At 33.7% G+C, this 15,676-nt stretch carries 11 protein-coding genes; 10 read left to right on the forward strand and 1 reads right to left on the reverse strand.

Annotation, left to right across the window (positions count from 1 at the left end; genetic code table 11):
- Position 1 precedes the first annotated feature (1 nt).
- The 5 genes from BUE10_RS05055 (at position 2) to BUE10_RS05075 (ending at position 5,819) form a co-directional block, all read left to right on the forward strand.
- On the forward strand, positions 2 to 922 hold the full coding sequence (locus tag BUE10_RS05055; protein ID WP_073482846.1) for a hypothetical protein: 921 nt from the start codon (positions 2 to 4) through the stop codon (positions 920 to 922).
- A gap of 4 nt (positions 923 to 926) precedes the next feature.
- Positions 927 to 2,156 carry a hypothetical protein gene (locus BUE10_RS05060; RefSeq protein WP_073482848.1) on the forward strand — a complete coding sequence of 410 codons (1,230 nt, stop codon included), beginning with the start codon at positions 927 to 929 and terminating at the stop codon, positions 2,154 to 2,156.
- Positions 2,157 to 2,292: 136 nt separating this feature from the next.
- Positions 2,293 to 4,596, forward strand: coding sequence for a type IA DNA topoisomerase (locus BUE10_RS05065; RefSeq protein ID WP_073482849.1), 2,304 nt, complete (start codon positions 2,293 to 2,295; stop codon positions 4,594 to 4,596).
- A gap of 309 nt (positions 4,597 to 4,905) precedes the next feature.
- The gene (locus BUE10_RS05070) at positions 4,906 to 5,382 is read left to right on the forward strand and encodes a DUF6265 family protein (RefSeq protein ID WP_073482851.1); all 477 of its coding nucleotides are present in this window, start codon (positions 4,906 to 4,908) and stop codon (positions 5,380 to 5,382) included.
- Positions 5,383 to 5,447: 65 nt separating this feature from the next.
- Positions 5,448 to 5,819 carry a DUF4844 domain-containing protein gene (locus tag BUE10_RS05075; protein ID WP_234984708.1) on the forward strand — a complete coding sequence of 124 codons (372 nt, stop codon included), beginning with the start codon at positions 5,448 to 5,450 and terminating at the stop codon, positions 5,817 to 5,819.
- A 258-nt stretch (positions 5,820 to 6,077) separates the two neighbouring features.
- Here BUE10_RS05075 and BUE10_RS05080 read toward each other — a convergent pair whose 3' ends face one another.
- Positions 6,078 to 7,238, reverse strand: a complete 1,161-nt coding sequence (locus BUE10_RS05080; RefSeq protein WP_073482855.1) for an MFS transporter — start codon at positions 7,236 to 7,238, stop codon at positions 6,078 to 6,080.
- A 275-nt stretch (positions 7,239 to 7,513) separates the two neighbouring features.
- Here BUE10_RS05080 and BUE10_RS05085 point away from each other — a divergent pair, with 275 nt between their 5' ends.
- From BUE10_RS05085 to BUE10_RS05105, 5 genes are all read left to right on the forward strand, one after another.
- The gene (locus tag BUE10_RS05085; RefSeq protein ID WP_073482857.1) at positions 7,514 to 9,943 is read left to right on the forward strand and encodes a TonB-dependent receptor; all 2,430 of its coding nucleotides are present in this window, start codon (positions 7,514 to 7,516) and stop codon (positions 9,941 to 9,943) included.
- 280 nt (positions 9,944 to 10,223) lie between these two features.
- Positions 10,224 to 10,949 carry a hypothetical protein gene (locus tag BUE10_RS05090; RefSeq protein ID WP_073482859.1) on the forward strand — a complete coding sequence of 242 codons (726 nt, stop codon included), beginning with the start codon at positions 10,224 to 10,226 and terminating at the stop codon, positions 10,947 to 10,949.
- Between the two features lie 236 nt (positions 10,950 to 11,185).
- Positions 11,186 to 13,480, forward strand: a complete 2,295-nt coding sequence (locus BUE10_RS05095) for a TonB-dependent siderophore receptor (protein ID WP_073482860.1) — start codon at positions 11,186 to 11,188, stop codon at positions 13,478 to 13,480.
- A 177-nt stretch (positions 13,481 to 13,657) separates the two neighbouring features.
- On the forward strand, positions 13,658 to 14,974 hold the full coding sequence (locus BUE10_RS05100; RefSeq protein WP_073483067.1) for an APC family permease: 1,317 nt from the start codon (positions 13,658 to 13,660) through the stop codon (positions 14,972 to 14,974).
- 68 nt (positions 14,975 to 15,042) lie between these two features.
- Positions 15,043 to 15,666, forward strand: a complete 624-nt coding sequence (locus BUE10_RS05105) for a GyrI-like domain-containing protein (RefSeq protein ID WP_073482862.1) — start codon at positions 15,043 to 15,045, stop codon at positions 15,664 to 15,666.
- The last annotated feature ends 10 nt before the right edge of the window (positions 15,667 to 15,676 follow it).

Genomic DNA, 15,676 nt, shown 5'->3' on the forward strand with positions numbered 1-15,676 from the left:
GATGACTGAAGATAACAACACTTTAAAGCCTTTGACCCTGAGCAATGAAACATTAAAACCAATTTCGTATGATGCTCAAAATAATGCAAAACCAGATTTTGTTCCTTTGGCAAATGCCAGCACCAACCAGATTAAAAACAAGGAAAGTAATTTTATTTTCTTTTTTGGTGTAGGAGAATCTGGCAAGTCGGTTATTCTTTCTTCGATTTTGTATTTTTTAAGTTCGCAAGCCGGCGTTTTACGTCCAAAACTGGGTACTCCCAATACAAAAGAAGCTCAGGTTTTACTGGCCGATTTTTTTGAAAACATAAGGCAAGGCATTTTGCCCAATAGAACTACCCGTGATCAGGTTACGAGACTGGACTTAATATTTGAACCAAACAATAAATCTAAGAAAGTTCCGCCTATAAACCTGACTTTTCTGGAAACTTCGGGAGAAAACCATAAAGATATCAGCAGAGGCGGTACTTATCACAGCAGTATCGAAGCGTACCTGAATGCTAATATTCCGCTGACTTTTATAATTGTGACCAGTTATGACAATGCACATCTGGAAGATACTTTAATAAACGAATTTCTGGATGAACTAGAGAGAAAAGGGAAAAACCTGAAATCAATAAACGTGATTTTAGTTGTTTCTAAATGGGACAAATCTGGCAGAACAGATGTTTCAAACGAAGATGAACTGGAAAACTTTATCAACGAAAGGCTGCCGAGAACCAATACCCGAATAAATTCTTATGAATTGAATAAAACCTATTTCACAATAGGCAGTATTGAAAATAATGGTAACGGAGAAAGAATCACCCTTTTAAATTTAGCTCCTGCCGAAGTTTTGTCGAACTGGCTTTACGAAAGCATAGTAGGTTATCCGTTAGATTATGAAGGAACTTTTTGGGAACGATTAAAATTTAGCTTTTAAACTAATGACACAAAATATATACCTGCTGGCTTTTGGCACATTTGGAAATCCTTATGGTTTTAGACAGACCTTTTATTTAGGAAACCAAAATGTTGCGAAATCAATTAAAACCTTCGACCTTAATACCAATGCCATAAAACTATTCGAAAACAGCATCCTGTACTCCATTCGTAAAGAATCAGTAAACGGATTAAACGCCATTGCTTACTCCAAATATTCTTTTGCAAAAGAAAAAAACTCTGACCGAGGAGGAACTTTTGTTGGAGCCAGTATTTTGTTTACCAACGAAATTGCAGAAGATAATTTGACAATTACCAAACTCAATGAATTTCATGAAATATTAGTACGCAAAAATATCGAGGATAAAACCATAATGGTAAATCATTCTGACGATTTTACTGTTGACATGCCTAAAGATTTTGATAAACTCAGCTTTCATCTTAAAAGCATTGACGAACCTTCTAATTTTAGGTTATCAAATTCAAATCTTGTAGTTTATTCTCATATAGATGAAAATACGCTACAGCAAAACCTGAAAAAATCATTAGAATTATTGAATAATTTTGACACTATCTTTTTTACTGACCATCAGGAAATTGCAAATTTCACCATCGCTAAAAGCCTTTACAAAACAATAGATGAAAAAGGATTTGATGAAGAAATACAAATTGTAAAAGAGGAAAAAAAGAAACAGCGGCAGCTTATACTTCATGATTTTGAAAAAGAATTTTCTGAGCTTGAAGAAAACAAAAAAACGAGTATCAGGGTACTTAAAGAAGGTATTGAGCAAAACATAAAACTGCATCAGGAAAATGGCAGAAAAATAGACGAGTCAAAAAAACAAGTTGCTGTTGTAGAAAATAAATATTCGGAATTTTCAAGAAAAATAAAAGAAGCAATAAGTTACATACACACCGATAAAAAAATTGAGGAAATAAAACTATTTCACAATGAAAACAAACGTGAATTTATAAATTATATAAACGAAAATACTAAACCTCAATATCTAAATAGTTTAAGTAATATACAGTCCAAAACCGACTCGGCTGTCAGAAATCAACCAGCCCTTGACTGGCTTCAGCCCAATAATGAATATAAAAGAAGAGAACGAACAGAAAAAGAGTCATCCCGAACTTATATATTCCTTTCGGTTTTATTTTTCTCGTTATGGATTTTAACCTTTTTCTATTTTCTGTTTTTAGATGAAATAAATAAACTGCTTTTAAGTGCATAACTTTAACGTTTATCTTTGTCAGCTTTGCCCCTTCACGAAGATCAACACAACGGCATAAAAAACTTAGCGCCCTCGCGCCTTTGTGGCAAAACCAAAAAAAATCCTAACTTCGCTCTTTAAATAAGAAAAGGAGAAAATGAAGGTATGTATTGCTGAGAAACCAAGTGTAGCACGTGAAATCGCATCTGTTTTGGGCGCCAATACCAAACACGACGGATATTACGAAGGCAACGGTTATGCCGTAACCTATACTTTTGGACATTTATGTACCTTAAAAGAACCTAACGATTATAAACCACATTGGAAAAGCTGGGATTTAAATAACTTACCAATGCTTCCCGAAAAGTTCGAAACCAAAGTCGTTGAGAATTCGGGAATCCAAAAGCAGTTTAAAATCATCAAAAGTCTTTTCGATAAAGCCGAACTGGTCATAAACTGCGGGGATGCCGGGCAGGAAGGAGAATTAATACAACGCTGGGTCATGAATGAAGCGCATTACAAAGGCGAAATAAAACGCCTGTGGATTTCATCCTTAACAACCGAAGCTATAAAAGAAGGTTTTGACAATTTAAAACCTTCTGAAAACTACGACAATTTATTCTACGCCGGATTTTCAAGAGCTATTGGCGACTGGCTTCTCGGAATGAATGCTACTCGTTTATATACCGTAAAACATGGCGGTTACAAACAAGTATTATCTATTGGACGTGTGCAGACGCCGACTTTGGCAATGGTTGTAGACCGATTTAAAGAAATCGAAAATTTCAAACCTCAGCCCTATTGGGAATTGCAGACTTTATACAGAGAAACTCTTTTTAGTTATGAAGAAGGACGTTTCCTGAAAAAAGAAGATGGAGAAATTCTGGCTGAAAAAGTCAAAGAAAGTGACTTCGAAATTGTTTCTGTTGACAAAAAAAACGGAAACGAATACGCACCAAAACTGTTTGACTTAACAGGTTTACAGGTTTATTGCAATCAAAAATTTGGATTTTCGGCAGAAGAAACACTTAAAATTGCACAGACTTTATACGAGCAAAAAGCCATTACATATCCCAGAGTTGATACAACTTTTTTACCAGGCGATATTTATCCAAAAGTACCGGGAATTCTGCAAAAACTGACACATTATGCACATTTAACAGAACCGCTTTTAGGAAAAAAAATAAAAAAATCACCAAAGGTTTTCAACGATAAAAAAGTAACCGATCACCACGCAATTATTCCAACGGGAATTGAAATTAATCTGCCGTACAATCAGCAGCAGGTTTATGATATTATTGTAAAACGTTTTATTGCCGTTTTTTATGATGATTGTCTAGTTGCAAATACAACAGTTATTGGAAAAGCAGCCGACGTAACTTTTAAAGCCACGGGGAAAGAAATCCTGAAAAAAGGTTTTCGTGTCGTTTTTGAAGATCCAAATGCAAAAGAAAAAGAACCCGATTTATTACCGAGTTTTGTTGTGGGCGAAAAAGGGCCCCATGAGCCGTCTTTTCTCCAAAAAGAAACCAAACCACCCAATCATTTTACCGAAGCAACTTTACTTCGAGCGATGGAAACTGCAGGAAAACAAGTCGACGACGAAGATTTACGTGAATTGATGAAAGAAAACGGAATTGGGCGTCCGTCAACGCGTGCGAATATTATTGAAACGCTTTTTAAACGTCAGTATATTGTTCGAAACAAAAAACAGGTTTTGCCAACAACAACCGGAATTCAGTTGATTGATACAATTCAGAACGAATTGATAAAATCTGCTGAGCTTACGGGTTCTTGGGAAAAGCAGTTAAAAGATATTGAAAAAGGAACTTTTACCGCTGCTGCTTTTATTAGAAACATGAAACGCATGGTTGAAGCTTTGGTTAACGAAGTTCGCAGTGAAACGAGACACGCTAATATTTCGCATGCTGCAACGATTCAAAAACCAGCTGTAAAACCAGAGAAAAAGAAAGCGGACGGAATTTCAGCAGAAACTTGTCCAAAATGCCAAAAAGGAAATCTTATAAAAGGAAAATCGGCTTTTGGATGCAGTGAATATAAATCGGGTTGTGATTTTGTACTGCCTTATGTGTTTTTAGATAAAAAAATTACCGAAAGCCAGTATTTACGATTGGTTCAAAAGGGCTCAACCGTAAACATAAAAGGTTTTAAAACCGAGTCTGGAACGGTTGAAGGTTTGATTCGTTTTGAAGAAAATTACAAACTCAAATTAGAACCAAAGAAAACCGAAGCGAAAAAGACAAAACAAGAAACATCCGATTCTTTAATGTGCCCGAAATGCAAAAAAGGAACGATCTTAAAAGGAAAAACCGCTTACGGATGTGCTGAATATAAATCGGGTTGTGATTTTAAAGTCACTTTTGATGAAGTCCGTGCCAAACTAAAAGATCAAAAACCAACGAAGGAACTAGTTTACTCTATTTTAGAGGAAAGCGTTTAGTTTTTTTTAGCCACAGATTAAAGGGATTAAAAAGATTTTTTTCTACTGTGTGTTTTTTTTGCCACGAATTACACGAATTTTCACGAATTTATTTTTCACGCAGATTTGAAAAGATTTAAGCTGATACTAGCAGATTTATATAATTCTGAATCAAAATTAAATCTGCAGAATCTGCGTGAAAAAAAATCCTTTTAATCCTTTTAATCTGTGGCAAAACATTTCCAGTTTTTCAAAAATTAATTCGTGAAAATTAGTGAAATTCGTGGCAACAATTTTTTTCATACTTTAGTACAATCAAAACTCATAAATATGTTTCAGAAAATTACTCTTTTAGCACTTGTATTAGCTGTTGTTTCTTGCCAGAAAAAAGAATCAGTAGAAAAAGATAAAATCAAAATTGCCGACTGGCTTATCGGAAACTGGGAAAATACTTCTCCAGATGGTGTTTTAACTGAAAACTGGGAAAAACTAAACGACAGCACTTTCAACGCTTATTCTTATTTTATAAAAGGAAAAGATACTTTGCATTTTGAAACTATTGTTTTAGCTCAAAAAGGCGAAACCCTAACCTATTTCGCAACCGTAAAAGGTCAAAACGAAGATAAAGCTGTAGCTTTTTCATCAACTGCAGAATCAGACAAACAATTGGTTTTTGAAAACGCTAAACACGATTATCCTCAAAAAATCACATATACTAAAGGGGCAAATAATACTTTGACTGCTGAGGTTTCCGGGAAATTGAATGGAAAAGTGAGTTCAGAGAAGTTTGTTATGACGAAGAAATAATAATGAAATTAAATTTTTTTTTAATAACGATAATATTTTCATTTTTATCTTGTGGACAAACGAAGATGAAAACAACAAGTGATGCTATGCCTAAATTTGAAAATTTCAAAAACAAAGAAAAATTTCTACCAGACAATACCATTTTTTATCCAGGAATTGGTGATGAAAAATTAAAACCTGTTTTAACAGAAAAAATTAATTTAGCTGCAGATGATTTTAAAAAGATTGCAGAATCAAACAATCCTACAGATGAAAATTATCAAAATGCAATAAAAACTGGACTTAATCGATTTTCAGAAATTTATCTTGAATTGGATACTGAAAATCGTGAAAGAATTTGTACTTATTTTGAAGAATTAATGGATATTGTTGGTCTGGAAAGTTCAGATGGACAATTGAATGATTTTATGTATGATTTCGATCCAAATCAAAACTAAGGATAATCTTAAGCTTTAATTTCTTTTACTTCAATTTCAAAGGGATTAAAATCCCTTGCTACAAAATATAATTCATTCCTCCGGAATTCTTCACAATATTAACAGAACCGGAGGTTCGATCAATCTTTGCATAAACATAACAATAGTTATTAGATCAAGAGAAACAACATCAGTATAAAAAACTTTGTGCCTTAGAGCCTTCGTGGCAAAAAAACCTTAGAACCTCAGCATCTTAGAATCTTAGAACCTTAAAAAAAATCACTCATTCTCCCCGATTTTATTCACCATAAAAATCATCAGAATACCTAAAAGCGCCATAATTAAAAACGCCCATTTCATACTTAGATATTCAGAGATAAAACCAACCATTGGCGGAACTAGTAAAAATCCCAGATAACCAATTGTAGATATAGAAGTTAATGCAGAACCGCTGCTGAGTTTTGAAGATCTTCCGGCAATACTAAATACTAACGGAACCACGCAGGAAACCCCAAATCCTATTAAAACATAGCCAAAAATAGTAGGGTATGCATACGGCAGAATAAAACAAAGAGCGAAACCAACAGTGATTAAAATTCCGCTGTAAAGCAGGATTTTTTTAGTCCCAAATTTCATTACACCATAATCACCAAATATACGCCCCAGAGTTACCGCAGTGGCAAAAAATACAAATGCTGCGCTGGTCAATTTTGGTGAAGCCTTTAATATATTTTCAAAATAAATTCCGCTCCAGTCGTACATTGTATTTTCGCAAGCCATTGAAACAAAGCAAATTAAAGCAAACTTAACAAGGTTTTTTTCCGGCATCGAAAAAAACTTCTTTTTAACCGGTACAGGTTCATTATGAATGCTCAACGGATAAAAACAAGCCGTAAGCGCCAGCATAAAAACACTTACTCCCAATAAATGATGCGATGGCGCAATATGCTGCGTAACCATAACATATCCTAAACCAGCTCCTGAAAAAACAGCAATACTCCATACCGCATGAAAACGGGTTATAATCGATTTTGGATATAATTTCTGCACTTCAAGAGATTGTGCATTAATCGATAAATTGAAAATATTACGCGAAGCCCCAAAAATTAAAAGTATAATAACCAGCTGCCATACAAAAGCGGCTAAACCCGGTAACGACAACACGATATTAAACATAATCGCTCCTAAAAGCATAATATAACGGCTGCTGTATTTATTTAATAACTTCCCTGTAAATGGCATTGTGAGCATTAAACCAATTGGAAATGCAAATAAAACAGCTCCAAACTCAGCTTCGCTTAAATGCAATTGCGCTTGTATATGCGGAATTCTGGATACCCAGGAAGAATAGCCAAATCCGGAAAGGAAAAAAAACACAGTATTTGCTATACGGAATCCTCGAGGTGTATTTTGTATTTTTTTGAAGAAAGGTAAAATCATGAAGTCTGTTTTTCAGATTGCAAAAATAAAGTTTTTAAAGGGAATTACTGTCCTTTTTACATTTAATAAAAACCTGCAAATTTCGCTTTTATTTCTTCCATTTTCTCTTATTCTATGCTTCTGTTTTTTTTTCGAAAAATAAATTTCTACCACTAAATTTTAAAAATATTTTCTTTAAAAGTCCCGTATTTGTTGGTAAAGAGATTAAAATTTCTAAATTTGTTTTTGTTTTTATTTATTCTAAATAATAACATATCCAAAAAAAAAGAAATCCCATGAATTATTCAAATTTCAGCTTTAAACAGATCCTTACCAAAATCTGTTTGCTGCTATTCTTCAGCTGTAATGTATTTGCACAGCAAAACTCAGGTAAAATTAAAGGAGTAATAACTACATCCGACGGAGAACTTGCCGCTGGAGTTAACATCATCCTTAAAAATTCAAAATATGGCACAATTACTAATGAAGATGGTGCTTTTGAATTTAACCGCGTAAAACCTAATACTTACACGCTGCAAGTTTCATTAACTGGATATGAAACACTAGAAAAACAAATAAATGTAACTGCTAATGAAACAACTTCTCTTAATTTAAAATTGACTGTTTCTAACAAACAATTAAAGGAAGTTATCATTACTACTAACAGAGGAAAAGCATTTCCTAAGCAAAGTACATATGTATCGAAACTTCCACTTAAAAACATTGAAAATCCACAGGTTTACAACATCGTTTCATCTGAATTGATGAAAGAACAAGCGATTACGAATTATGAAGACGCATTGAAAAATGTTCCCGGAATTCAGAAATTATGGGAATCTACTGGACGCGGCGGCGATGGAGGTTCTTATTATTCGCTTCGTGGTTTTGAAGTTCAGGCGAATATCGTTAACGGATTGCCGGGCTTAACAAGCGGAACATTAGATCCTGCCAATATTGAACGTATTGAAGTTATAAAAGGGCCGTCTGGAACTTTATTTGGAAGCAGTTTGGTTAGTTATGGCGGACTGATTAATACGGTTACCAAAAAACCTTACGAAGGTTTTGGAGGTGAAGTTTCCTATCTTGTTGGAAGCTTTGGCTTGAACAGAGCTACGGCAGATATCAACACACCGCTGGATGATAATAAAAACATTTTATTTAGAATTAATTCTTCTTTTCAAACGGAAAACAGTTTTCAGGATGCCGGCTTTAGAACTTCATATTTTATAGCTCCAACAATCTCTTATAAAGTAAATGAAAGACTTTCTTTTTTATTGAATACAGAATTTATGCAGGAAGAAAAAACAACGCCGTCAATGTTGTTTTTAGGAAGAGATGCACCTTTACAATATGCTAATTTGGCAGAGTTGAATTACAATACGAATTTGTCATTTTACAGTGATGATTTATCGATAAAAAATCCCCGATTCAATTTGCAGGCGCATATGAATTATAAGATTTCATCTAAATGGAATTCACAAACTGTATTTTCAAGAGGAACTTCTAAATCAAACGGTTACTACTCTTACATCTATGATAACGAAGACGGTAACAAAGATTTTGGTTTTTGGATTACCAAAGAAAAATCGCAGACCGCAACGACAGATATTCAGCAGAATTTTACAGGCGATTTTAAAATTGGCCCAATGAGAAACCGTATTGTAATTGGTTTTGATTATTTTAAAAGAGATGTAACTTTTGGAGGTACAGGTTATGCAAAACTTTATAATCTTACGGCACAAGGAGAAGTGAGGCAATTTGATGATCTTAATCCAAATTATCTAACTGTAGAATCTGTAGACCAGGCTCTTTTAGCAGAACCCGGACCTGATTATCATTCTAAAGACGCGACTTATAGTGCTTATGCATCAGATGTATTAAATATTACTCCGACTTTATTAGCGATGGCAAGTTTAAGGGTCGATTATTTTGATACTGAAGGAAACGTAAAAACAAACGATGACAATTATAACCAAACGGCTTTGTCTCCAAAATTTGGACTTGTTTACCAGCCCATTAAAGATCAATTATCTGTTTTTGCAAATTATATGAACGGTTTTAGAAATATCGCTCCATCGGCGATATATGATAATGACGGAAATTTTATCAGATCTCAAACTTTTGAGCCTGAACACGCTAATCAGTTAGAAACTGGGATTAAAACAGATTTATTTTCAGATAAATTAACGGCAACTGCAAGTTTTTATATTATTAATGTTGCCAATTTAGTAACAAGCAACCCAATGTACAGCGCACAAGGCGGTGAAGCCAGAAGCAAAGGTTTTGAATTTGATTTGAATGCTGCGCCCATAAAAGGTTTAAGCATTATTGCCGGATACAGCTATAATGACAGTAAAATTACAAAAGGAGACGAAAATAACGTTTGGTTAGATCAAGGGCAAAGACCTTTCTGGGCCGGACCAAAAAACTTGGTAAATCTTTGGGCAACTTATAAATTTGACGAAGGTTTATTAGAAAATTTCGGCCTAGGTTTTGGAGGAAATTATGCCAGCGATAATGCTATTTTAGATAGTTCTGTAACCGGAAAATTTGTTTTACCAGAATATACTGTTATAAACGGATCTGTTTTTTACAATTCAAATAAATTCCGCGTAAGCTTCAATATAAATAATATAGCAAACAAAGATTACTTTAACGGAGGCTGGTCTACAATAAATCCTCAAAAACCTAGAAATGTTGTAGCGAGTCTAGCTTATAAATTCTAAAATAGTTTGTCAAGTGCAGCTTAAGCTTTGTCAGGCTGAGCGAAGTCGAAGCCCGCGTTCTGTAAAGCCCTTCGACTTCGCTCAGCCTGACAGATGTTAAAAAAGAGGTTAATTTCTATTAGCCTCTTTAAATTTAAACTTTATTATTAATAATTAATCTAAATAAGTATTGTGCAACGAATATTAAACAGTACATTTGTGACACAAAATAATAACCTATAAATCAAAAATTCTGAGTGTTTATCAGGATTTTTTCAATATTAATTTTAAATCTTATACCATGAAATCAAAAACTTTTAAATTAATAACATTTGCATTTTTAATGCTTTTTGCTGCGCCTCAACTTTTTGCCCACGCTCTTTGGATCGAAACTAAAGCGACCGGAACAAAAGGAAAAGCACAGGAAATTTCTGTTTATTTTGGAGAATTTTCAGAAAACGATATTACAAAAGCAGATAAATGGTTTTCTGATTTAAAAGATTTCTCTTTGGTAGTAATTTCTCCATCAAAAAAAGAAACAAAACTTACTGCAAAAGCTTTAGACAATAAATACCAGGCGTTTTTTACTCCAGATGAAGACGGAGTTTATACAATTGTAATGCATCATAAAGTTAAAGACGTTTATGGAACTATGGTTTTAGATTACAATTCCAGCGCAACTGTAGTTGTTGGAAATAAAACTGCAGGAAACTATGCAACGGCCAACAATAACATTATTGGTTTGTTTAGCGAAAACGCTGACATCGCAAAAAAGAATGTAAAAATCGATGGATTTGCTTTGTACGAAGGCGTATCTGCAAAAGAGCAAAAAATCAAAGTAATTGCTCCAAACGGCTGGGAAAAAGAATTATGGACAAATGATAAAGGTCAATTTTCATTTACTCCAATCTGGCCTGGAAATTATATGGTAGAATTTGCTTATACTGAAAAAGCTGCCGGAGAACATAACGGTAAAAAGTACGATGAAATCTGGAAAATGGCTACCTACCTAATTGCAGTTAAATAATTTTCAAAACTTTTTTAGATTTTAATTTAAAAAAACCTTGCTCTTTCGGGCAAGGTTTTTTGTTTTTAGAGATTCCAAACCATAAGTAATAAAAGTCTTAAAAACAAAATCTTAAGCTAATCTTAAGCAAAAACTAATAAAACTTTAATGAAGATAATTATCTCATAATTTTTTGTTAAGGTGTTCGTAGTTCTATATTTGCATTCGATAATTTTTATTGAATCTAAATAAATACCATGAAACATAATTTAATACTATTCTTAGCCCTAATAAGCTTTTCTGCTTCTTATAGTCAGGATTACACAAGTACAGATAATGGTGCAGTAACTGATACTGTAAAAAACAAAAAAGGAGAAATCCTTAATGAAGTATTAATCACGGCAAATAAACCTAAAAAGCCAGTTGAAGCAGCACGTTCAGGTATTAAAGTAATGGACTTGCCACAAAGCGTTCAGGTTATTGGCAGCGAAGTAATCGAACAACAACAAGCAATTAGATTAAGTGAAGTAGTAAAAAACCTTAATGGTGTTTATGTAGGATCTGCTCGTGGCGGTGCGCAGGAATCATTCTTTTCAAGAGGATATGATATGAGTGCTAACAATATGTTTAAAAATGGCTTTAGATATAATGCCGGTTCTATACCTGAAGTTTCTTCTTTAGAAAAAGTTGAATTTTTAAAAGGAGGTTCAGCTTTATTGTATGGAAATGTTGCTCCTGGCGGAATCATGAATTTAGTTACCAAAACGCCAAAATTTACAAGAGGTGGAGAAGTTTCTATGCAAATGGGAAGTTACTCTTATTATAAACCATCTGTTGATTTTTACGGACCTTTAAATAAATCTATTGCTTACAGATTTACAGGATCTTATGAAAATTCAGAAAGCTTTAGGGATTTTGTAAAGAACGAACGTATTTATATAAACCCTTCTTTCCTATTTCATCTTTCAGATAAAACCCAAATTACATTACAAGGAGATTATCTAAGTGCTGACTGGACTCCGGATTTTGGAACCGGAATTTACGGAAAAACAATTTTAGACTTACCTCGTAACGAATATTTCGGAGCACTTTGGTCAACAGCAAATACTAAATCTTCCAGCGCTTCATTATTGCTTAATCATGATTTCAATGCCAATTGGAAATTAAATTTTAATTCTTCTTACCAATCTTACAGAAGAACACAAACTTCTACAGCACAATTAAGTACAATTGATGTAAATGGAAACTGGAAACGTGGTTTGACAAAGGCGGATGCTGCCGAACAAATATTTGGAGACCAATTAAGTCTACAGGGAAATTTTAATACCGGAAGCATTAAACATCAAATATTTACTGGAGTGGATTATGAAAATTCTCTTGCTCCTAGTTACACTTTTGGATTTTATGCTCCTGGAAAACCGGCAGACCTTTTAACAACAGAAGCTACGGCTATAAATTTAAATACTTACGATTATAGCACCCAAAGTACTGTTATTCCTTATCCAACAAGAACTACGCAATTAGCCAGTACAGAAACACAGCGTTTTGGAGCCTATTTTCAAGATTTAGTTTCGATTAATCAATACATCAAAGTTCTGGCGGGATTACGTTGGTCATGGCAGCAAGGCGAAGCTACGACTACAAAAGAAGTGATAGAGAAAAAGAATAATGTAAATGTCATTACAACTGCTTATGAAGATGCAATACCTGTAACTGGTGCTAAAACTATAAACAAAGCTTTTTCACCAAAAGCAGGATTGGTAGTACAGCCAACTAAAGATTTGTCTTTGTTTGCAAGTTATTCAAACTCTTTTACTCCAAATACAGGAACGACAGTAGATGCAAAACCATTAGATCCATCTATTATAGATCAATATGAAGTTGGTGTGAAAAAAGATTTTTTTAGAGGTCTTTTGACTACTAACATAACTCTATATCAAATTACCAATAATAATTTAGCACAAACAGCTCAATATTTATCAGACGGTGTTACACAAAACGTTAATACTAATCTAAAAGAATTAGTTGGAGCTACAAAAGGAAAAGGAGTCGAAATAGATATTACTGCGAGCCCCGTAGAAGGTTTGAATATTATGGCTGGTTACAGTTTTAATGAAACCAAAGTATCTAAATCATCTGGTACAAGCGGAAGCCTTGTTGTTGGAGATGTTTTAGCAAGAACTCCAAAAAACACTGCCAATTTGAGTTTTTTCTACAAATTGCCTAGTGGTTTATTAAAAGGAGTAACTTTTGGAGCGATTGGAAATTATGTTGGAGATCGTACAGGAGGTTGGAATGATGATTATTTATGGACAGAAAACACACCTTCAACCAATCCAAAAACATATACGGTAACAATTAGAGATCGTGATATTCCTTTGGAAGGTTATGTTACTGTAGATGCTTCTCTTGGGTATGAATGGAAAAAATTCTCCATCTTATGCAGATTATCAAATATAACAAACGAATTGAATTATACCGTTCACGAAAATTATAGTGTAAACCCAATTGCACCTAGACAAGTAATGACAAGTCTGCGTTATAAATTCTAAAATTTTGAATTAGATTTTGTCCATTGAGCATTTTTCTGATTATTATAAATTAGAATGTTTTTGGAAACTTTAAACCTCATCTTGCAAAAGGTGAGGTTTTTTGTTTTGTTAAAAAATGTGTCTCATTTTATAAGTACTTTTGTTCGTATAAACCATTCTAAATCGCAAAATCCAAATATGTCTGATTCTACAAAAAACCAATTAAAGAAAAGTTTAGGCTTAAGTTTTAATATTGCCGTATTAATTGGAGGAACAATTGGAGTTGGAATTTTACGAACTCCGGGAAATATTGCAGAATTGCTCAATAATTACTGGCTCATTCTGGCATCCTGGCTTTTTGGAGGTTTATACGTTTTGTTAGGCGCCAATTCGTATGCCGAACTTGCAACGATGTTACCAAAAGCAGGAGGATCTTATAATTATATTAAAAGAGCTTTTGGCGAATATGCAGGATTTCTCTCAGGTTGGTTTGATTATATCACAAATGCCATTCCGCCTGCATTTTACTGTATTGTAATCAGTGAATATATGATCATTTTGTTTCCGGCTCTTGCTAATTATTCAACAGTAATGGCAATTTCTTTATTGGCGGCTTTTGTATTGATTCATTTAAGTGGTGTAAAAAACGGAAGTGTGATTCAACAGATTACCAGTTTCCTGAAAGTAATTTGTTTCGTGGCTTTGGTTGTAGCTTGCTTTATGTATTCAGGCGTTAAAATTCCGCCTATAAAAACGGATAATTCGTTCTTTCAAATTGGTTTAGTATTTGGATTTTTCAAATCATTGCAATTAATAATCGGAACTTATAATGGCTGGAATGCAGTTTGCTTTTTTGCGGAAGAAAATGACGATCCCGGTAAAAATATTCCGAAATCTTTATACAGCGGTGTTTTACTTGTTGTTGCCATTTATGTTTTGGTAAATGCGGCATTCTTTCATGTTTTACCTATTGAAACTTTAGCCAAATCAAATCTGGCTGCCGCCGATGTTGCTAAAATTCTATTTGGAGAAAACGGCGCTATTATCGTAACGATAATTTCAATATTTTCTTTAATCAGTATTTTGAATGCTTTTATGATGATTCCGCCAAGAATTCTTTACGGATTAAGTCGTGACGGATTTTTTATCGAAAAAGGAACTAATGTAAATAAAGGCGGAACGCCAATTGTGGCACTTTTGGTTTCGTCCTTTTTCAGTTTATTACTAATTATTTTTGTAGGCTCTTTTGAAGTTTTGTTTGGATTCGCCGCTTTTATCTCCATTATCGTTTGGGGACTGGCCTATTTTTCACTTTTAAAACTAAGAACTTCTGAGCCAGATTTACCAAGACCTTATCGTTCGTTTTGGTATCCGTGGACAACGATAATTGCTATTATTGCATCTATTGCTTTATTGATTGGGTTTATTTACAGTGATCCAAAAAGCTTTATTGTTATCTTGGGAATTACAGTGGTTTCTTATCCATTGTTTTTGGCTTTAAGGAAGAAACTATAATGTAGAATTTCTGCTGACATACTGTTGTCACTTAATATGATTTAATTTGCAATATTAAAACATAAAAAATGAGCAAATTAGATTTAGTAAAAACTGACAAAGTATATTATACCGCTAAAATTAAGCCTGAAATACTTCATATAGAGAAAACAAATTATATATCGATTACTGGTAAAGGAGATCCTTCAGGAAAAGAATTTTCAGAAAAAATTCAAGCGCTATATGCCGCAGCTTATGTTATTAAATTTATGCTGAAGGCCGCAAATAATGATTTTGTTGTTCCGAAACTAGAAGCATTATGGAGTTTTGACGACAAAAAATACAAAGGTATTTCTATGGATGAAGCACCTATAAAGATACCTCGCAGTGAATGGGACTACAGAATTATGATCAGGATGCCGGATTTTGTAACTAGAGAACAAGCCGAAGAAGCTATTGATACAGCTGCTAATAAAAAACAAATCGAATTAGCAAAAGCAATCGAATTTTATGAAATGACAGAAGGTAAAGTGGTACAGATTCTTCATGTTGGACCTTTTGAAAATGAACCGCAAACGTTGAAAAAGATCCATGAATTTACTACGATAAACAATTTGCAGAAAAACGGATTACATCATGAAATTTATTTATCAGACTTTCGTAAAACATCTCCTGAGAAATTAAAAACTATACTCAGAGAACCTGTAAAATAGCAAACCCGAC

The organism is Flavobacterium sp. CF108 (genome assembly GCF_900129795.1).
Classification (GTDB): domain Bacteria; phylum Bacteroidota; class Bacteroidia; order Flavobacteriales; family Flavobacteriaceae; genus Flavobacterium.